The organism is Halococcus salsus, from assembly GCF_009900715.1.
Taxonomy (GTDB): Archaea; Halobacteriota; Halobacteria; order Halobacteriales; family Halococcaceae; genus Halococcus; species Halococcus salsus.
The window spans coordinates 18,732-36,933 of sequence record NZ_JAAAJC010000014.1; the positions used below are offsets into that span (position 1 = coordinate 18,732).

Below are 18,202 nucleotides of genomic sequence, written 5' to 3' on the forward strand. Positions count from 1 at the left end.
TGAGGGGTTTCTGAGACGGGTTCGGTACCGAGTAGTTGCCCTTCCAGCCCGACGAGTGAGTGCCCCGTTTGTTTGTCCCGAGAGGGGTGAGGAATTTCGTCCGATGATCACCGCACTCATCAACCACGTCGAATCGATCTTCAGTACCGACCAGCACGATCACCAGCAGTCCGAAAGCGGCGAGTGGTGTTGCTCCGAACAGCTCCGATGCGACCACCCCGAGTCGAAGCAGTACCTGGACTGGGACGACGAAGTCGAGTACCGTTTCTGTGAGTGTGGCGCATACCTCGGGTGCCGCGAGAAGTACACGTAGCTTCGCCAACGACCTTCCAATCTCTCACGGAGTCGATACATTGGAAGGACGATACGAATTCGGATCGTTTGTTCCCCCGAGAGGGGTGAGGGCAGAGGGAGACGAGACGCGACGGTTCGAACCAACGAGTCAGTTGTGGCGGCGACCGGGAAGGACTCGTCGACCCTCGCTCACGATACCCCGAGTCAAAACACTCGGTTTTCTGACCATGAGCACAAGTAGTAAATCGGAACGATTCGCGGCGGCCGTACAGCACACCAGAACGCCGACCACTTCGACACTCGTTGCGGCCCTCGGTTCGCTGCTCGCCTATGCCCCCTTCGCGGGTTGGCTCGCAAACGACTACCTCCCATTCGCGATCGCTGGCGGGGCGATCGTGCTCGGCATGTCGCGGACACCGGACACGATTACTTGGCGGTTCATCCCCCACGGCTGGACCCACTCACCCGTCGGGGCAACCGCGCTTGGAGCCGTCGTCGCCGCGCCGAGTTGGTGGGTCGCTTCGAACATCGCCGTCCATGCTGGCGGGGTGCTCGTCACTCCCCTGGCCGCCGCGAAGTTCGGCTTCGCGCTGGGGGCGCTCGCCGGCCTCGGTCACACGCTGGGTGACCTCCTGACCGGCACCGACGTGCGCCCGCTCTTCCCGATGGTCAACCGCTCCGTTTCGATCAATCTGCCCCGACTCCTCGACCCCCGCGACAACGACGGCGTCAACTTCGTCGGCACGATGGTCGTCCTCTGCGTGGTGGTCGCGTTGCTCTCGAGTGGGGCGACCGCGATGACGATTCCCTGAGTCGCGAGTGTGATCCGTATTTTTTTGGAGCGCCCCTCGCTTCGCTCACTCCGCGTCGACCCGCAACCGCTTCCGCAATGTTGGGAGCGCCCCTCGCTTCGCTCAGTCCTGGTCGGTCCGCACCGCGCCGCGACCGAACGCATCGCGCACGTTTCTCGCGCGCGTTGATTGCCACCGCACCGCACGCCGCGACGACACCGCGACCAGGACCGTCGGCCATCGCGAGCGCTACCGGACGACCGCTATATGTTGCCAAATTTATAGTACCCCCGAAGGGGTGAGGGTTGAAAAGATGTCCATCAGCACCGACGGCGGTAGTGACGACGCACAACTTCCCAACTGTCCCGACTGCGAAACCACGCTCCATCAGGAGATCATCACCGAAGACGGCACCGAGGATCAGACGACCGAGTACATGGGATGGTGGTGTCCCGACTGCGCGAACGGCATGGTCGCCTGCGAACACTGCGAGAGCTTCCACAGCCCGGACACGATCTGCGAGGCAAAACGTGACCACCGACGCCAGCTGCTCGAAGAAGACTACGGCGGTGTCGCCCTCGTTCGCGGGTTCGGCTACGTCCCGATCGAAGAGTGCGACACCAACGAGCAGGGCTGCAAAGTCTTCCGGGGCGGCGAGTGTGAAAGCCGGAACTGCGACGGCGAACGTATCGTCGTCCTTCAGCACAACGAGGACTACCTCGAGAAGATGCCCCCGATGGCCGAGTACACGCCCGTCGACACGCAATGCTCGAACTTCGACCGATACGACGCCGACTCCTGTAACTTCTATCGCTGACGTCTCGACGCTTCGTTTTTTGCTACGTGGCGACCACCCGCTCGCTTCGCTCGCGTCCTCCCCAGCCTCCTCGCTCCTTTCAGTCGCTCGTCCCTCGCGCGTCCTGGCCTTCGGCCATTCCTCACGCGCCACCGCTCCGCTCTCCACAACAGCCTCGCCACCACTACCGCGACGGCACCACGACCGCTTCCCCGACAGCTACCACCTCGGCACCACCCCGCGACTGCACCGCCTCCCAACAGCACCGCGACCCCGACCGCTTCCGGACAGCAACGTACCCGCCACAGCAACGCCCCGACCGCGATCAGCACCACGACCACACCACCACCGCACCCGCGACCTCGACAGCAACGCACCCACTACAGCACCACACCACGACAGCACCACAACCACGACCGCTTCCGAACAGCACCACGACCACCGCAGCACCGCCCCGACAGCACAGCACCGCTACCGTACGACAGACAGTTTCTTCAGCAGCAACAACCTCCGTTATTAGGTCTTAGTAGGGGCTGCTGAAGCTCTGGCTGTACGGAATCGAAGGCTGGAGTGGACGACGTTGGGGAGACGGCTATGGGGAGAGAAGACGGACGACCGCTATTTGTTTCCAAATTTATGGTACCCCCCGAAGGGGTGAGGGTTTGAAGAGATGAGCATCAGCACCGACGGCGGAAGTGACGCACAGAGTCCTAACTGTCCCGACTGCGGCGACGACCTCGACTACGAAATCATCACCGAAGACGGAACCGAACACGAGACGACCAAGTACGCAGGCTGGTGGTGCCGCAACTGCGTGAAGGGCATGACGCACTGCGAGCATTGCGCCGACCTCCATCACCCCGACCGGATCTGCGAAGCCGAACGGAAGGCTCGGCTCGAAGCCGCCCAGGAAGCCTTCGGCGGGACGGCCGCGATCCCAGGACACGGCGCCGTGGACGTCGACGACCTCGAGACGATCGGCGAGGGCACGCCCGTCTTCATCCTTGAGGACGGCTGCCCCGAAGACGACTGCGGCGGCGACCTCGTCTACCACCTCGTCAGCACCGACGACTTCGCCGAGGGCGAGCCCAGCGCCGAGTACGAACCCATCGCCGAGCACTGCTCGAACTTCGACCACCAGGACGACGACGCCTGCACCTACCACCGACCGTGACGTCTCGCGACGGTTCGTTTTTTGCTGTGTGGCTCCGCCGCTCGCTTCGCTCGCGTCCTCCCCAGCCTCCTCGCGTCGTGCCTTCGGCACTCCGCTCGTCCCTCGCGCGTCCTGCCGGCTTCGCCGGCATTCCTCACGCGCCGCCGCTCCGTTCTCCACGACTGCCCCGGCACCGTACCACCACTGCACCACACCACTACCGGCACCGCGACAGCTACCACCTCGGCACTGCCCCGCGACTGCACCGCCTCCCGACAGCACCGCGACCCCGACCGCCTCCAGACAGCAACGCAACCACCTCAGCACCGCGACCACCTCAGCAACGCACCCACTACAGCAGCGCCCCGACCGCGATCAGCACCACGACCACACCAGCACCTCGACCGCGACCTCGACAGCAACGCACCCACTACAGCACCACCCCGACAGCACCACAACCACGACCGCTTCCGGACAGCACCACCACCTCAGCAACGCCCCGACAGCACAGCCCCGCTACCGTACGACAGACGGTTTGTTTAGCAGCAACTGGCACCGTTATTAGGTCTTAGTAGGGGCTGCTAAGGCTCTGGCTGTACGGAATCGGTGGTGGAGGAAGTGGAGTGGGACGGCAACGGTTGTCTCCCGGTAGTTTATTTGGGGTATGAGGTTCGACCCTGACCGCTATACGTATCCCAATTTATGGGAACCCCCGGAGGGGCGAGGGTTAAGAAGAGATGTCGGTGGTACCGACAACAACGGTCAGCAACGCCTCTCACGCAAAAGCAGCGTGAGGGGTGGTTAAGCCCTCAGTCAACTCAACAATGACTCGAAAGAACTCCAGCGGTAAGACGGTGTCGGACGCACAGAACCAGAACAACAACGAGAGCGGTCGCGGTGCCATCTACGGCGAGGCGAGCGACGAGCGAGCGGCGCGAATGCACGAGGCGTACGACGCCGTCTACCCCGAAGCCGAGCGTGAGGTCGAAGTGGACACGACGATCGACGGTGTCTCCGGTAGTCAGCTGGCCCAGCGGGGTGCGGAGCAGGCACGACTCGACCGTGGGACGGACGAGGCAGTCGACGGCTCGTGGGGCGGCCCCGGCGGTGACAGCGAGTACGGTGACAAGACGCTCTACACGCAAGAGCGGATCGAGGGCCGCGAAGCGGAGCTCGAGAAGATCTCCGAGCGCGCCGGAGCCAACCCTGACGTGCAGCCCCGGCCCGAGGAGGCCGAGCAGCGGCGGGACCGCCAGATGGACCTCCACCAGCAGCGTATGACCGAGTGCAAGGCAGAGGTCGAAGCCGAGGCGGCGTCGGGCACCACGAGTCGCGGCTTCGTCGACGACCCCCGTGGGCACGTCGAGCAGGACGTCCTCGCCGAGGTCAACACGCAGGCGGCGCGGCTGGCCGAGCAGTTCGGCGTCACGCGAGCGGTCGCCGGCAAGCGGCTCGCCGAGAAGGTCGTCCAGGGCGAGGAGGTCAAGGACGCCGTGCTCAACCTGAACGAGGAACTGGTCGAAGAGCGCACCGTCGTCACGCCGCTCTCGATGGTCGACCCGACGAACTCCTGGGTCACCGTCGAGGGCGTCGTCGCACGACTGTTCAACCCCGCGTCGAGCAACCAACAGCAGGTTGCAGTCATCGAGGACAGCTCGGGTGACGGCAAGGTCACTATCTGGAGAAATTCCAATCAGGACGTGCGCCTGAACGAAGGCGACGTCGTCCGCATCGTGGACGGCAAGCCCGGTAGTTACAACGGCCAGCCGACGGTCGCGGCGACGAGCGACACCGACGTGTGGACCGTCGAGAAGGGCGACGGGCGCTCGATCGGCAACTTCGGTCACGGGGCGAACGGCGGCCAGACGCAGGATCGGCCGTCCTCCTCACCGTCGATCTCGAGCAAGCCGGTGCCCCGCCCGGCGGCCGACCGTCTCTCCGGTCGCGAGCGCTGGTTCTTCCCCCACGGCGATCGTATGCCCCAGACCGAAGACGTCGACGTGGAGCTCTCCTTCGAGGGTGCCGAGGACGCCGACAGCATCGAGCGCAAGGAGAACCCCACGTCGGGCGAGACGGCTGGCTACGTCGCGAACACCGACGAGCGCTTCGACACGGCAGGCGTGTCCTGGGCCGAGGAGAAGCGCCGAGAAGCAGAGACGAAGGGGCAGCAAAAGCGCCTCGCCGAGAAGAAATACAACATCCCGGCGTGGCGGCGCACCGTCAGTCGGATCACCAGCTACGAGCACCAGGACATGACGGCCTTCGGTGCCGACCAGCGGATGATCGAGCTGGACCTGCCAGCGCTCCGGAACCACGACTAAGTGCGCTTCGTGGTTCTTTTTTTGTGGCGTATCGACCACCCGCTCGCTTCGCTCGCGTCCTCCCCAACCTCCTCACTCCCTCCGGTCGCTCGTCCCTCGCGCGTCCAGGCCCTCCGGGCCTTTCCTCGCGCGCCACGGCTACGGACAGCACCGCACCGCCCAGAACACAGCGCGCACGTTCCTCGTGCGCGGTTATCACCGCCGCACTGCACCCACGACCGCACCAGCACCGACCAGCCATCGCGAGCGCCGTCGATCGACCCCTCCTTGGGCACCCAATTTATGAGTCCCCCGGAGGGGTGAGGGTAAGAGAGATGTTGTCCACACTGCGCCGAACGCTCGCATCGCTCCTGACCACCAACGGCACCGACGAACGCTGGGACTGCGTCGATCAGCTCGAGTGCAGCCACCCCATCGAACGCGAAATCTGGACCGAAGTCGAGGACGGCACGCACGTCGAATGCGCCTGCGGCGCGTACCTCCGCTTCGACCGAGACTGACGCGCCGGCCCCCTTTTTGCCGCGTGACCGCCACCCGCTCGCTTCGCTCGCGTCCTCCCCAGCCTCCTCACTCCCTGCGGTCGTTCGTCCCTCGCACGTCCTGGCCCTCCGGGCCATTCCTCGCGCGCCACCGCTCCGACCGCTCACCGAGGACCGTTTGTCCCTCCCCGAGGGGCGAGGGACCTGTCCCATGAGCATCACTACCGACACGCCCGACTGCCCCCACTGCGACGAACCGATGCACCACCACACCGTCAGCGAACACAGCACCCCGACCACCGAGGACCGCGACGGCTTCCGCTGTCCATCCTGCAACCTGGAAGCCACCCGCTGTTCGCACTGCAACGGACTCCACCACCCCGACAACCTCTGCCGCCCGAAACGGCTCGCCCGCATCGAACAGGCCCGAGAACGGACCGGCGGCCGAGCCGAGATCCCCGCTCACGGTACCGTCCCGATCACCGACTGCGAGATCGTCGGCGAGGCCACACCGATCTACGTCGTCGAGAACGCCTGCCCCGACTGCAACGGCGACCTCGTCTACACCCTCGAGCACAACCCCAACGCCGACCTTCCGAGCCACGCCGAGGCCGAGTTCCAGCCCGCCGCCGAACACTGCACCAACGCCAACGGCCCACACCCCACCTGCACCTACAGCAAGCCGTAGTTTACACACCACCACGTCGGCAATTGAAAGTCTTAGTAGGAGCGGCTGAACGGCTGGATCGGCGGAATCGGAAAACGGTGAGGACGTGGGGTGGGGAGACAGACTGGCCGTAGAGAGCTGAGGCGATGGAAGACGCACCGAACGCTTCCTGGTTTGTATCCCCGGAAGGGGTGAGGGATTCAGAGATGTCACGAACACGAGAGCGCCGACGACGAGGAATGTCCCAAGAACAGTTCGCCGCCAACCTCGATCTCGTCGATTGCGAGGAGTGCGGCACCGAGTTCAACCTTGGCGGACAGTCCTACTTCGCACCACTCTGCCCGGACTGCAAGCGGAAGGCAGACAACCAGCAGTAGTCAGCGCTCTTTTTTCGGCCACGGCCACTCGCGCCTGCGGCGCGGCCTCCCCAACCTCCTCACTCTCTCGGCACCGTTCGAGTTCGTCCCTCGCACGTTCTCCGGCCAGAGGCCGGATTCATCGTGCGCCGCCGCTACGACCACGGCCCGGACAGCACCGCGACAGCGAGAGACCAGGGCGCTCCAGAGCGCTGCCGATCGACGACGCACCGAACGCTTCCTGGTTTGTATCCCCCGGAGGGGTGAGGGTTATACAGATGTCCACCAACGCAGACGAGTTCACCACCGCCGCCGACGGCAGCTACGACCGCGAAACCGCACCGACGCGCGACTGCCCCGGTTGCGGCAACACGCTGTACTTCCGCCGGATGCTCGACCCCAGCAACAAGACCGAGCAGATCCACTACGAGGGCTACTTCTGCGCGGACTGTTCGCTCTCGCTCCACGAGTGCGACATCTGCGGCGAACTCCACAACCCCCACGTGGTCTGCGCGGCACAACAGCAGGCCCGCCTCGAGGACGCCCAGACCGAGCCCGTCAGCTACGCCACCATCCCCGGCGTCGGCACCGTCGAAGCGACCGAGTGCGAGATGCTCGGTCTCATCTCCACGATCTACGTCGAGGACGGCGGCTGCCCCCGCGACGGCTGCGACGGCGACCTCGTCCACCTGCTCAACCACACCGACGACTTCCCCGAGGCCGACTTCGAGACGACGTACGAGGCGGTCGGCGAATACTGCGAGGAATCCGAAGGCAAGTACGGCTTCTGCCCCCACGCCGGCCTGTAACGCCGGCTCTCTTTTTTTCGGCTACTGCCACACGCTCGCTCCGCTCGCGGCCTCCCCAGCCTCCTCACTCCCTGCGGTCGCTCGTCCCTCGCGCGTTCTGGCCTCCGGCCATTCATCGCACGCCACAGCCGCTGCGCCCGATTCGTTTAGCCGACCGACGTGGCGATAAAAGATGATAGTAGGAGCGGCTGAGGCACTGAAACGGCAGTTCGGGAGACGACAGCGACTCTGATACAGACCGTGACAGTCCACTGGAAGCGAAGGGGTCCACACAGCACCGACACCGACAGCACAGCACCCGCAGTGGTGGTCTCCCGGTCGTTTATCCGGGGTACAGCAAGACGTCGCCAACCGCTATTTGTCTCCCAATTTATGTTTCCCCTCAAGGGGTGAGGGTTGAAGAGACAGTCGTGAGTTCCGTCAAAAAAGACGGACAGCGACGCCTCTCCCGCGTAGTTAACGGGAGGGGTAGTTAGCCCCTCAGTGATTCAGCAATGAGTTCCAACAACTCCAGCGACAAGACGGTGTCGGACGCACAGACTCAGACCAACAGCGGCAGCGAGAGCGGTGCCATCTACGGCGAGGCGAGCGAAGAGCGAGCGGCCCGGATGCACGAGGAGCGAGACGTCGTGCGCTACCCCAGCGCCGAGCGCGAGGTCGAACTCGATACGAGCATCGACGGGGTCCCTGGCGACGAAATCGCGCAGAAGCGTGCCGAGCAGGGTCGTCTCGACCGTGGCACCGACGACGCTGTTGACGGCTCGTGGGGCGGTCCCGGTGGCGAGAGCGAGTACGACGACAAGTCGCTCTACACGCAAGAGCGGATCGAGGGCCGTGAAGCCGAGCTGGAGAAAATCTCCACCCGAGCGGGGGCCAACCCGGATGTGCACCTCCGCGAGCACGAGCAGGAGATGCGGCGTGAGCGCCAGATGGACGTCCACCAGGATCGGATGGAGGCGTGCAGAGCGGAGGTCGAAGCCGAGGCCGCGTCGGGCACCACGAGTCGTGGCTTCACCGACGATCCTCGCGAGCACGTCACCCAGGAGGAGATGGCGGCGATCGCCGAACAGTCGGTGCGGCTGGCCGAGCGCTTCTCGCGCACCCGTCGGGTGGTCGCCAAGCGTCTCGCTGAGATGGTCGCCGAAGGGTCGAAGATCGAGGTCGCTGTGATGGACCTGGTCGACGAGCTGGTCGAGGACCGAAGCGTGGTTACGCCCATCTCGATGGTCGAGGCAGGTGATTCGTGGGCAACGGTCGAGGGCGTCGTCGCGCGGCTGTTCGAGCCGGCGTCGAGCAACCAGCAGCAGGTCGGTGTCATTGAGGACGAATCATCGGACGCCAAGGTGACCATCTGGCGGCACTCAAGCACGGATACACGGCTCAACGAGGGCGATGTCGTGCGAATCGTGGATGGGAAACCCGGAATCTACGGCGGGCAGACAACGATCGCGGCGACGAGCGACACCCAGGTGTGGGTGCGCTCGCGGGGCGACGGCGACTCGCCGATGGGCGGTGTCAGCATCGACACGCCGACTGGTCCCGTCGGGACCATCGACGACGAGCCGAGCGTCGAACTCGATGCGACCCCGAGTGAGTCCGAGGCGGTCGAGGCCGAGAGCGAGGGTGAAGCCGAGAGCGAGAACGTCGTCACTGCCGAATCCGACGACCGAACGGGCGTCTCGTGGGGCTCGAAGAAACGGCAGGAGGCAGAGCGGAAAGGTCGCGAGAAGCGGCTCGCCGAGAAGAAATACAACATCCCGGCGTGGCGGCGCACCATCAGCCGAATCAACAGCTATGAGCACCAGGACCTCACCCCGTGGGGCGCGGACCAGCGGATGGTCGAGGTCGAACTGCCTCCCCTTCGAAACGGCGAGTAACGGGCGCTGTGTCCCCTTTTTTGTTGCGTGGTGGCCACCCGCTCGCTTCGCTCGCGTCCTCCCCAACCTCCTCGCTCTCTCCGTTCGCTCGTCCCTCGCACGTTCTCCGGCCAGAGGCCGGATTCATCGTGCGCCAACGCTCCGTCAGATATGACAGAACGAAATAAGTAATCCCACAATCATTTCTGCCGTCATGCGATTTTCCGCGTCTGCCCCTCGGGCACGTATCTGCACGATACCTGATAGGTCGGGGCTATCGCCATCGCTCAGGTCGCCGCCGTCCAACAGCCCCGTCCAGCACCGTCACAGCAGGCGTCTCAGACCCGGACAGCACAGCGACCGAGCTACGGCGTTCTCGACCCTCTCAGTATCCTACTCCTCATCGATCCTGCGACCCGCCAGAAAGCCGAGAGCGACCGAGCCAGCACCCCGCTCGCGGCCAGCGTTGCCGTCCGCCCGACTGAATTCCCTACCCGGAACCGCTTGGCATTGGGATGCTGCTGACTACTCGATCCTCCGGTCGGGGTGCCTTTGATGGTTTCGCTTCTCCCGGTACAGCCACTCCTACCCTGTTCTTTCCCTGATCTACTCTTCGGAGGACTGCGGAAATCCGCTGTGTCGCGGTGGTGGTGGTGGTGGTGGCGGTAGCCGAGCGCGGTCGCGGGAGCGCGGTACCAGCAGTAGCGCGGTGCGGTAGCGCTCGCAGCGCGAGCGCTGTTCGCGGGAGCCGGCGGAGCGGCGGCACGGCGACGAGCGAATCGGCCTTATGTAACATTGGAACCTTCTCAGGAAGACGGTGCGTTACATAAGGCTCTCTTAGCGGCGGCGCGGCAACGGCGGAAACGCGGGGCGAGCGGCGGAGGCAGGACAGCGGAACCTCCGGAAACGGTGGTGTGTTCCAAGGGTTCTCCCTGGGGAGAACATGAATTACCCCGCCCCTGATAGATTCGAGTCATGGTCTCTCAACAGACGAAGAAGTACATCGGTGGTCTCTGGATCGTGTTAGGAGTCGTTCAGATAGTTCTGTTCTTAGACGATCCAAACTGGCCAGCAGCGGGGTTTGCTCTCCTCTACACCGTCTTCGGGGGCGTGTATCTCTACGGTGAGGTCTATTCCACGGAGTAACTCAGGCTGTCCTCATGATGCCGAACCGCGATCCGTTACCGCTCCGCCTCAGCAGATTTTGTTCACCCCATAGGGGTGAGGGTTCGTAGCCCCGGCAGTCGCCCCGTCGTCTCGATGACGAGCACGGCGGCAGCGCGGTGGCGGTCCTCGGCCGAAGCGTCCTCGTGACGTGCCTCGACCGACGACCGCGATCCGCGACAGCGACCGCCTCAGCGTTTTTATTCCCCAGACAGGGGTGAAGGTTCGAGTCGATCAGAAGGCTCGTCCCAAGCAGTCGCGGTCAATTCCGAGTGATTCACATGTCTGCCCAATCAGCAAGTGGTTCGATCGTTGACCAGTTCGAAAACAATGCGGGCGTCGAAATCGAAGTCGACGATGTGCAAGCACGGATGCACACGCTCATCGACGAGTATCAGGTTCCCGAGCAGGAGGCGCGGCGAAGCGTCGTCAACAGCCTCCTCGACGAGCACGACATCGACCAGGATGCGTTCTACGCCTCGGACGACGGCAACGAGCTCGTCCAGGTCGGTGACATCGACGAACCCGAGCAGTGGGTCGACATCGAGGTCGTCGTCGACCAGCTCTGGGAGCCGAATTCGGACTCCATGTCCCAGGTCGGGCTCGTCGCAGACGAGTCGGGTCGCACGAAGTTCATCAGCTGGGAGAAGTCGGACCTTCCCGAGCTCGAGGAGGGACAGGCCTACCGTCTCACCAACGTCGTGACCGACGAGTACGAAGGTCAGTTCTCGGTGAAGCTCAATCGAACCACGGGGATCGAAGCGATCGACTCGGAGATCGACACCAACGCCGCCAACGAGGACGTCGTCTCCGAGGGCGCGTTCGTGGCTCTCCGGCCCGGCAGTGGCCTCATCAAGCGCTGCCCCGAAGAGGACTGCACGCGCGTTCTCCAAGACGGCGAGTGCTCGGCCCACGGGGCGGTCGACGGCGAGTTCGACCTGCGGATGAAGGCCGTCTTCGATGACGGTCAGGGGATCGAGTCGGTCATCTTCGATGCGGAGGCCACCGAGGCCCTGACCGGGATGACCGTCGACGAGGCCACGGACATGGCGATGGACGCCCTCGATCAGAGCGTCGTCGTCGACGAGCTCCGCGAGCAGGTGCTGGGTCGCTACTACGAGGTCACTGGCCCGGTCGTGGGCGACTATCATCTGGCCAACGAGGTCAGCGAGATCGGCCCGGACGACGCGCTCGAAGCGGATGCCGCGCACGTCTTCGCCGAGCATTTCGAAGCGTAGAGCGGCAACCAGCAGTCGAATTGAAGAAATCGCATTACCAGTAGTTGCGACAAATGGCCTGCACTCGCAGGTCGTTCGGTTCGAGTCGTCGTCGGCCCAGAGCGGCCGCGACAGCAATTTTTCAAGCCCCGTAGGGGTGCAGGGGTCGAAGACGAAGCACCTCGTGCAGTGATTCCAATGAGTCAGAGTGACAACGGTAACAACGGCAGTTCGATGAATCGTCAGGTAGCCAAACGTGCGTTCGCGACCGAGTTCGAAGATGCCTCGCACATCTTCCAGGCCGGGAGCAGTGAGCGGAGTCCGAAGTTCGCGATGCTGCCCTCGGGCGAAGCGGCGAGCCGAGTGCTCATCGTCGGCACGCTCACCGAGTGCGAAGACATCTCGAAGAACTCCGATTCGGAGTACTGGCAGGCCCGCGTGGTCGACCCGACGGGGACGTTCTTCGTCTACGCCGGGAAGTACCAGCAGGAAGCGATGGGCGCGCTCCGAGGCATCGAGGCTCCGGAGTACGTCGCCATCGTCGGCAAACCGCGAAGCTACGAGACGGACGACGGCGACATGCTCGTGTCGGTCACCCCCGAGTCGATCACCACGGTTGAGGAGGGCACGCGGGACCAGTGGGTCGTCGAGACTGCCGAACAGACGCTCGAGCGGATCGACGCGATGGAGGACGTCGACGTTGGTGCGGAAGCCAGCGCGAACATCGAGCGGGCTCACGAAGCCTACGGCGAGGACCTCGACCTCGGTCAGTACGCTCAGGGTGCGAAGGAAGCGCTGGCGCAGGTCGCGGGCATCGACATCGCTGAAAGCGAGGTCGAAGACGACGACGGCGAGGAGGACACCGAGGAGTAGGCAACGAGCCCGCTGGAGTTCCACCCTCTTTTTGGTGTGTTGCCACCCGCTCGCTCGCAGGCTCGCGAGCGTCCTCCCCAGCCTCCTCACTTCCGGTGGTCGTTCGTCCCTCGCACGTTCTCCCGGCAGAGCCGGGATTCATCGCGCGCCTCAGCCCTGTTCCGTCCAAGCGTTTACAGTTCACCGCTGAGAGACGACCATCATGGCAGGCTCCGAGTTCGGGTCAGCGTGGGGGTTGACCGAGCGACCCAGGCGGGCCGAGGTCGCTATGGCGCTACTCTTCGCTATCAATCTCATCGCGACTGCCGCAACCGAGATAGAAATTTCCTGGCTCTGGTTCGCTGTCGGTATTCTTGCTTGGGCGGCGATCGTCGGTCCCATCGGTGCGAGTCGCCTCGGGCGATCCGTCAGTGAGTGGTTCAGGCGGATCGGCGGTGCAGGACGTCTCATCGGAATCGCTGTCGTTATCGGTGTGTTCTGGATAGTAGTGCCAGTTCTCGATTTCTCCCCCGTACCGTTCTACAGCTTCGGCTTTGGTGGGATGTTCGTCATCACCGTGCTCATCCTCGTTCGGTATCTGGCGTCGATACACAGGGGAACTGCACTGGTATAAAGCAGGTCAGCGGAAGAACTGGTAGTTCGTGAGTACCAATCCCACGATGATGAGACTAAAGATGACCCCGATGAGGCTACCCATGCTTCCCGAGAGCACCGAGACCCCGGACTGGACCACGCCGATGGAATACCAGACCAGCGCCAGTACCCAACCCCACAGTTGGAGTGTCCAGAGCCCATACATGATCACGACCTCGCCGGCTATCGCTACCAGCAACACCGCAACATAGAGCGCCTCAAAGTTCGCGAGCAACCAGAACATCAGTATGAACTCGAGGAACACGAGGACGATCCTTGCCCAACAGACCACTCGTATCCCGAGCGGGGGTCGGGCGACCGACTCCGATTCGGTTTCGGGGCTCACGATCCGTCATCACTTCGAGGGGAACGTTAGGTTTCTGGCCGGACTTCGGAACGCTACAGCGCCAGCCGAGGTTTCTTCTCCCTCGGAGGAGTGAAATGTTCGGTAACGACTCCACTGGCGACAGTGGTGTGACGACTGAGAAGCGTACGGTCTGGCCGATCGACCGATCCACGCAGGACACCGAGGATGCGGTCGTCGGGGGATCGCTGATCTACGCCGTGGTGGTTTCGACGAGTCCGTCGGTCGTCGTGTTGGCGCTCTCGGTCGCTGCGCTCGTCGGAGGGTCACTCGATGTGAGGTGTGTCGTACTGGCGGTCGCTCCGTTCGTGGTCCGTGGCTGAGTCTGCTGTCGTGCCTCGTCAAGCCATCCAGGGGGTTCAGCCGATTCCGTCTCGCCGATCTTTGAGAAGGAGGCTCGTGTGACGTATCTCCCGCCGCGCTCATCACCATTCTCAGTGATGATCACGATCTCATGGATGAAGCCCTGCTGGCCCGAGTCGATTCTGCTCGCCGTCCTCTGTCTCGGCGAACGCTACCGGGAGCCAGGTAAGTGAAAGACCACGACAGCTGTGAGGGCGACTGCCGAGCGAACAGTACGACTGTATCCTGTCTTACTCCTAGGCTGACGAAGATTGATTGGTGTCATTTGAGAGAAAGTAGCTAGGTGAGATTCTAGGCTCGATCCGGTGCAAATCTCGTTCGGGAGACCAACCAGCGAGAAACGTAGGCTCCCACTGCCCCTTCCAAGAAGAGCGGGACGACCCCGATGAGCAGGAGAGCGTACCCGTAGGTGACTCCAGCAATCGAGACAGTGATGAGTGCATCTGATGGGTTCAGTGCGATTTGCGCGATGAGAACGAGCGTATACCCTACAAGTAAGAGACCGGCACCGACCAACGCACTGGCACCGCCAGCGATCACCTCGTCGTTCCAGTGACCGGCACGTACCCCGACGGCGACTCCGCCAGCGAGTCCAGCAAGTAGCACTTCTGCGGGGCTCGCCACCAGATAGAGCGCTACCCCTGTCAGAGCAGTTGTGACTGCACCGAGTCTAATGAGGCTACGATCCATGAACTTCAATGGCACGAGGTAGTATTTAATTTTCTGGCCAGCACGATTGAGGAATGGTATCCCAAAAACGGCAGTGTCTAGTTGAGGTGGCTTGAGGAATGAGCAGGCCGTAACGAGCACTATCCATGAAACTCGCGGACCTGCTCAGAGAGACGTTGAACGTGGATTGTGATGAGGTTTGGGAGAATGAGCGCACCCCGACACCCGTCAGGGTGTTCGGGGTGCGTCTCCATTCGATGGGGCTGTCGCTGCGAGAGATCGTCGCTGTCCTCGACTGGCTCGGCGTTGATCGTTCCCACGGCGCGATTTGGAACTGGACGCATACGCTCTCAGAAACCCAGGCTGACCCGCCGACGGCGGAGCCGTCGCGGGTCGCCGTCGACGAGAAACAGATCACCGTCGACGGCGAGAAGAAATGGCTCTACGCTGCCATTGATACTGATTCGAAGCTGCTCCTCGATATCGAGGTATTCAGCCGACGCGGGACCGATCCCGCGTCGGCGTTTCTCCACCGCCTCACTACTAGTCATAACGTCTCAGATACCGAGTTTCTCGTCGACGCCGGTGGGTATCTGACCGCTCTCGCTCGGCGTGAGTTGAGCGGTCACCTCGACTACAGCGAGCGGAATCTGATCGAGAAGCTGTTCCAGACCGTGACGATGCGAATCGACCGCTTTCACTCGTTTTGGCGAGGGAGTCCAGCCAGCGCACGGCGCTGGCTGAGACGCTTCAAGTATCACTACAACCATGACCGACCGAATCAAGCGCTCGATGGACGAACACCCGCCGAGGAGGTTCTCAACTAGACACTGCCCCTATCAGCGATCGCAAGCATATCAAATCTGCTTGAGAGTTATATCATTGTCACTCATCTCGTACCCCTATGGATACGCCAGCTATAGCAGGCATTTGCTTCATTGAGGAAGAGTAAGTCTTCCTTGTATGGAAAAAGACTGCCATCTGTGTCCAAACACTGTAGAATACAGCGAGTCAGATGAGAGTGTCAAATGTTCAGAGTGTGGGCATATCATGCATGTTTAACGCGTATCCACGGCTGTGGCACCCTCTCGCCTCTTATTAGCGACGCTATAATCGCACACCCAGGGAGATACTCAGCGCTCGTGAAGCGATCAACGCGCTTCTTTGTGAATGGTGAAGATCGCCAACACTGGCAGCGTTCGAGAACAACTAGTGAGAATTGGAAATGACATTTGATACTGGCGAGCAACCCGGGACTGGAACGTATCGTTGTATAGACTGTGGCTGGGAAATAGAATTGGAAAGTCCCGATAACGTGCTTCCACCCTGTGGTAACTGCAGTGCTGCTCAGATAACAGAATATGAGGAGCGCTAAATCACCTCTACTATCGGCATGGTTTCTGATGAACCGAGTGCGCTACCACCACGATCAGCCGACTCAGGCGCCCGGAAAAACAAGTGCTAATCAATAGAGTCGAAGTACACAGCGGGAGGGCGTAATTCCTTTCCAGATAGATGCCCGATCTTTGGCATGGTCGAAGAACGAGGGCTAATTGAATGTGACAATTGCCACTTGGTGTATGGCTACCATCATGACGATACTGTAGAAGAGTGTAGGGTATGTGGCGGCGGTTCTCTTACCACGATTCAAGTCGCGGGAGTCAGCGAGCGGCGTAACGAAAATCAGCGTGATCTTGAGCGGGACGGCGAGTGGGAAGAGAAGAGAGATGACCAGATGTGAGTACTAAGCACTTATCGTCACGGATCCTATTGTCTAGTGCAAAGATCATTCAATGAAACGGCCTGATGACACGACCATCATCGTGTGTCAGTACACAGCACGTTCCTAAACCACAAACTAGCGAACTCCTTTGTGGTTTCCCCCTCTGTCTGATGCTATGACTGAGAAGGATCGGCGACAAGGTATTGAATTTGGAGAATTCAGCGATTCCATGGCGTCGCTAAACTATCCAGTCAACCACGATGACCTTCTCAGACAGCATGGCGACGCTGAACTCCATCTCCCTACTGGTACCACCACCCTTCGCGAAGTACTCGGTACCCTCCAAGATGAGGATCACACCTATCGAGACGAGGAAGAACTCAAGACAATGATTGTGAACACAGTTGGAGATGGGGCGATCGGCCGAAAGAACTACTCTGATCGTGATCCCCCTGGTCTTGGTGAGGAGCGACCAGACGAAGGTGCACCTGGCCAGAGTGTCGATGATCAAGAGTCAATCTGACAGAATATTCACGCACTATTGGTGGTCGGTGAAACTCCGACTCGTATAGGTTGACTGCGGTAGCGGACGCAGTACTCACAATCTGGTGACTTCATTTTGAGTATTGGAGATTCAATCGTCTTTGGCATGGTCACTATCATCATCTGCATCGAACTCTTCATTGCAGCCGAGACACCGATATATACCGACAGCACCACCCTCAATCCGCTGAACGTTATCTGACCCACAGTTAGGGCAGGTGGGTCCACCGGTATCAGAAGAGTCGCTCATTTTCTTCGCCAGAAAATCGCCACCATGCCCCATTAAGAATTCGGAAAATCGCTAGGAACAGATAGTATCATAAAGTATGTTGAGGCGAGACAAAACGATACAAAAAGTACATGGAGATCCCCGAGATCTCCACTTTCGACCTTAGCTATAACTCCATCGGCTAGAGGACGACGGAAAGACTGAACCCCCTGAGATTAACTTTGGCTTTGAGCTAGTCTCCTAATCTTCCGTCCAATACATGAGCGATTCTTTGCTGACACCGCATCCGGTACACTGGTCGGGAAGTCCTTCTTTGAGAGATCCCATCTCACCACATTCAGTGCATCGCCACATGAGCTCGGCTTCACCAAACTCATGTCCTGCACGGACGTGCTCAACACTATATTCTGCTTTTCCCTCTCGTGTCGTGACGAATATCCCACCCTCTCCGATACCGCGAACGACGCCAACTGAGTCACCGGATTCAGTGTACAGCGTCTGGCCGAGGGTGAGTTCTCCCTCCCCAGCTCCGGCTTCGGGACGGTCTTCTTCTGATGGTTGTTCGCCACTCATAGGTAGGGATTGAGCCTCGTTCAGCTTAAATCCCTCCCAGCAATTACAGCTGTCGTGAGAGTTGGTCTCCCACCGCAATTATGGCACCCCAATCAGACGTGTGTCGATACGCACTGGGAGTATCGAAGCACGATATCGGACGTACTAAGAACCTCCTCGGTTCGATAGAAGAAAGCTAGTTGAGCGTGTCATAGAAAGCGTCACGTGCGAGGTTGCAGGGTGTGGGAATTGTGTCCAACAACGCCCAGACCCTGCAAAACGTCACTTCTGTCGACGACTTCTTGAATGTCGCGGCGACCGAGACAGTACCGCTGTTTGAGTATCTCTCT

At 61.4% G+C, this 18,202-nt stretch carries 21 protein-coding genes; 17 read left to right on the top strand and 4 right to left on the bottom strand.

Annotation, left to right across the window (positions count from 1 at the left end):
• The coding region (locus GT355_RS18160; protein ID WP_205250469.1) for a hypothetical protein at positions 1-322 on the bottom strand (322 nt) is incomplete at its 3' end.
• 199 nt (positions 323-521) lie between these two features.
• Between GT355_RS18160 and GT355_RS16675 the strand changes: the two genes are divergently transcribed.
• The 13 genes from GT355_RS16675 to GT355_RS16735 all read left to right on the top strand — a co-directional run bounded on the left by GT355_RS16675 (position 522) and on the right by GT355_RS16735 (position 13,389).
• On the top strand, positions 522-1,106 hold the full coding sequence (locus tag GT355_RS16675) for a metal-dependent hydrolase (protein WP_160135666.1): 585 nt from the start codon (positions 522-524) through the stop codon (positions 1,104-1,106).
• A gap of 292 nt (positions 1,107-1,398) precedes the next feature.
• Positions 1,399-1,902: a hypothetical protein gene (locus GT355_RS16680; protein ID WP_160135667.1), complete on the top strand. Its 504-nt coding sequence runs from the start codon at positions 1,399-1,401 to the stop codon at positions 1,900-1,902.
• A 649-nt stretch (positions 1,903-2,551) separates the two neighbouring features.
• Positions 2,552-3,055, top strand: coding sequence for a hypothetical protein (locus GT355_RS16685; protein WP_160135668.1), 504 nt, complete (start codon positions 2,552-2,554; stop codon positions 3,053-3,055).
• 833 nt (positions 3,056-3,888) lie between these two features.
• On the top strand, positions 3,889-5,355 hold the full coding sequence (locus GT355_RS16690) for a single stranded DNA-binding domain-containing protein (protein ID WP_160135669.1): 1,467 nt from the start codon (positions 3,889-3,891) through the stop codon (positions 5,353-5,355).
• Positions 5,356-5,669: 314 nt separating this feature from the next.
• Positions 5,670-5,855 carry a hypothetical protein gene (locus tag GT355_RS16695; RefSeq protein WP_160135670.1) on the top strand — a complete coding sequence of 62 codons (186 nt, stop codon included), beginning with the start codon at positions 5,670-5,672 and terminating at the stop codon, positions 5,853-5,855.
• A gap of 190 nt (positions 5,856-6,045) precedes the next feature.
• Positions 6,046-6,522, top strand: a complete 477-nt coding sequence (locus GT355_RS16700; RefSeq protein WP_160135671.1) for a hypothetical protein — start codon at positions 6,046-6,048, stop codon at positions 6,520-6,522.
• A 218-nt stretch (positions 6,523-6,740) separates the two neighbouring features.
• Positions 6,741-6,878 (top strand): hypothetical protein, encoded by a 138-nt coding sequence (locus tag GT355_RS16705; RefSeq protein WP_160135672.1) that lies wholly within the window; start codon positions 6,741-6,743, stop codon positions 6,876-6,878.
• Between the two features lie 257 nt (positions 6,879-7,135).
• Positions 7,136-7,666 carry a hypothetical protein gene (locus GT355_RS16710; RefSeq protein WP_160135673.1) on the top strand — a complete coding sequence of 177 codons (531 nt, stop codon included), beginning with the start codon at positions 7,136-7,138 and terminating at the stop codon, positions 7,664-7,666.
• A 494-nt stretch (positions 7,667-8,160) separates the two neighbouring features.
• Positions 8,161-9,543 (top strand): hypothetical protein, encoded by a 1,383-nt coding sequence (locus tag GT355_RS16715; protein WP_160135674.1) that lies wholly within the window; start codon positions 8,161-8,163, stop codon positions 9,541-9,543.
• A gap of 954 nt (positions 9,544-10,497) precedes the next feature.
• Positions 10,498-10,668, top strand: coding sequence for a hypothetical protein (locus GT355_RS16720; protein WP_160135675.1), 171 nt, complete (start codon positions 10,498-10,500; stop codon positions 10,666-10,668).
• 299 nt (positions 10,669-10,967) lie between these two features.
• Positions 10,968-11,924: a replication factor A gene (locus GT355_RS16725; protein WP_160135676.1), complete on the top strand. Its 957-nt coding sequence runs from the start codon at positions 10,968-10,970 to the stop codon at positions 11,922-11,924.
• A 177-nt stretch (positions 11,925-12,101) separates the two neighbouring features.
• The gene (locus GT355_RS16730; protein WP_192928045.1) at positions 12,102-12,776 is read left to right on the top strand and encodes a nucleic acid-binding protein; all 675 of its coding nucleotides are present in this window, start codon (positions 12,102-12,104) and stop codon (positions 12,774-12,776) included.
• A 202-nt stretch (positions 12,777-12,978) separates the two neighbouring features.
• Complete coding sequence (locus GT355_RS16735; RefSeq protein ID WP_160135677.1) at positions 12,979-13,389, top strand: hypothetical protein; 411 nt, start codon at positions 12,979-12,981, stop codon at positions 13,387-13,389.
• Positions 13,390-13,395: 6 nt separating this feature from the next.
• Here the strand turns inward: GT355_RS16735 and GT355_RS16740 are convergent, their stop codons facing one another.
• Positions 13,396-13,755, bottom strand: coding sequence for a hypothetical protein (locus GT355_RS16740; protein ID WP_160135678.1), 360 nt, complete (start codon positions 13,753-13,755; stop codon positions 13,396-13,398).
• A gap of 95 nt (positions 13,756-13,850) precedes the next feature.
• Here GT355_RS16740 and GT355_RS16745 point away from each other — a divergent pair, with 95 nt between their 5' ends.
• Positions 13,851-14,096: a hypothetical protein gene (locus tag GT355_RS16745; RefSeq protein ID WP_160135679.1), complete on the top strand. Its 246-nt coding sequence runs from the start codon at positions 13,851-13,853 to the stop codon at positions 14,094-14,096.
• Between the two features lie 331 nt (positions 14,097-14,427).
• Here GT355_RS16745 and GT355_RS16750 read toward each other — a convergent pair whose 3' ends face one another.
• A complete protein-coding gene (locus tag GT355_RS16750; RefSeq protein WP_160135680.1) occupies positions 14,428-14,946 on the bottom strand; it encodes a hypothetical protein in 519 nt (172 codons plus the stop codon).
• Positions 14,947-14,951: 5 nt separating this feature from the next.
• Between GT355_RS16750 and GT355_RS16755 the strand changes: the two genes are divergently transcribed.
• The 3 genes from GT355_RS16755 (at position 14,952) to GT355_RS16765 (ending at position 17,051) form a co-directional block, all read left to right on the top strand.
• On the top strand, positions 14,952-15,632 hold the full coding sequence (locus GT355_RS16755; RefSeq protein ID WP_160135681.1) for an IS6 family transposase: 681 nt from the start codon (positions 14,952-14,954) through the stop codon (positions 15,630-15,632).
• A gap of 398 nt (positions 15,633-16,030) precedes the next feature.
• Positions 16,031-16,180, top strand: coding sequence for a zinc ribbon-containing protein (locus GT355_RS18690; RefSeq protein ID WP_160135682.1), 150 nt, complete (start codon positions 16,031-16,033; stop codon positions 16,178-16,180).
• Between the two features lie 523 nt (positions 16,181-16,703).
• Complete coding sequence (locus GT355_RS16765; RefSeq protein ID WP_192928046.1) at positions 16,704-17,051, top strand: DUF5789 family protein; 348 nt, start codon at positions 16,704-16,706, stop codon at positions 17,049-17,051.
• Positions 17,052-17,540: 489 nt separating this feature from the next.
• On the opposite strand, the gene GT355_RS16775 is transcribed toward GT355_RS16765, so the two are convergent.
• Positions 17,541-17,873 carry a DUF7130 family rubredoxin-like protein gene (locus tag GT355_RS16775; RefSeq protein WP_160135683.1) on the bottom strand — a complete coding sequence of 111 codons (333 nt, stop codon included), beginning with the start codon at positions 17,871-17,873 and terminating at the stop codon, positions 17,541-17,543.
• Positions 17,874-18,202: the final 329 nt, after the last annotated feature.

Coding starts and splice junctions, on each gene's coding strand:
- GT355_RS16675 (WP_160135666.1), top strand. CDS start 522: ATGAGCACAAGTAGTAAATCGGAACGATTCGCGGCGGCCGTACAGCAC.
- GT355_RS16685 (WP_160135668.1), top strand. CDS start 2,552: ATGAGCATCAGCACCGACGGCGGAAGTGACGCACAGAGTCCTAACTGT.
- GT355_RS16695 (WP_160135670.1), top strand. CDS start 5,670: ATGTTGTCCACACTGCGCCGAACGCTCGCATCGCTCCTGACCACCAAC.
- GT355_RS16775 (WP_160135683.1), bottom strand. CDS start 17,873: ATGAGTGGCGAACAACCATCAGAAGAAGACCGTCCCGAAGCCGGAGCT.
- GT355_RS16705 (WP_160135672.1), top strand. CDS start 6,741: ATGTCCCAAGAACAGTTCGCCGCCAACCTCGATCTCGTCGATTGCGAG.
- GT355_RS16700 (WP_160135671.1), top strand. CDS start 6,046: ATGAGCATCACTACCGACACGCCCGACTGCCCCCACTGCGACGAACCG.
- GT355_RS16710 (WP_160135673.1), top strand. CDS start 7,136: ATGTCCACCAACGCAGACGAGTTCACCACCGCCGCCGACGGCAGCTAC.
- GT355_RS16680 (WP_160135667.1), top strand. CDS start 1,399: ATGTCCATCAGCACCGACGGCGGTAGTGACGACGCACAACTTCCCAAC.
- GT355_RS16730 (WP_192928045.1), top strand. CDS start 12,102: ATGAGTCAGAGTGACAACGGTAACAACGGCAGTTCGATGAATCGTCAG.
- GT355_RS16720 (WP_160135675.1), top strand. CDS start 10,498: ATGGTCTCTCAACAGACGAAGAAGTACATCGGTGGTCTCTGGATCGTG.
- GT355_RS16725 (WP_160135676.1), top strand. CDS start 10,968: ATGTCTGCCCAATCAGCAAGTGGTTCGATCGTTGACCAGTTCGAAAAC.
- GT355_RS16765 (WP_192928046.1), top strand. CDS start 16,704: ATGACTGAGAAGGATCGGCGACAAGGTATTGAATTTGGAGAATTCAGC.
- GT355_RS16715 (WP_160135674.1), top strand. CDS start 8,161: ATGAGTTCCAACAACTCCAGCGACAAGACGGTGTCGGACGCACAGACT.
- GT355_RS18690 (WP_160135682.1), top strand. CDS start 16,031: ATGACATTTGATACTGGCGAGCAACCCGGGACTGGAACGTATCGTTGT.
- GT355_RS16745 (WP_160135679.1), top strand. CDS start 13,851: ATGTTCGGTAACGACTCCACTGGCGACAGTGGTGTGACGACTGAGAAG.
- GT355_RS16735 (WP_160135677.1), top strand. CDS start 12,979: ATGGCAGGCTCCGAGTTCGGGTCAGCGTGGGGGTTGACCGAGCGACCC.
- GT355_RS16755 (WP_160135681.1), top strand. CDS start 14,952: ATGAAACTCGCGGACCTGCTCAGAGAGACGTTGAACGTGGATTGTGAT.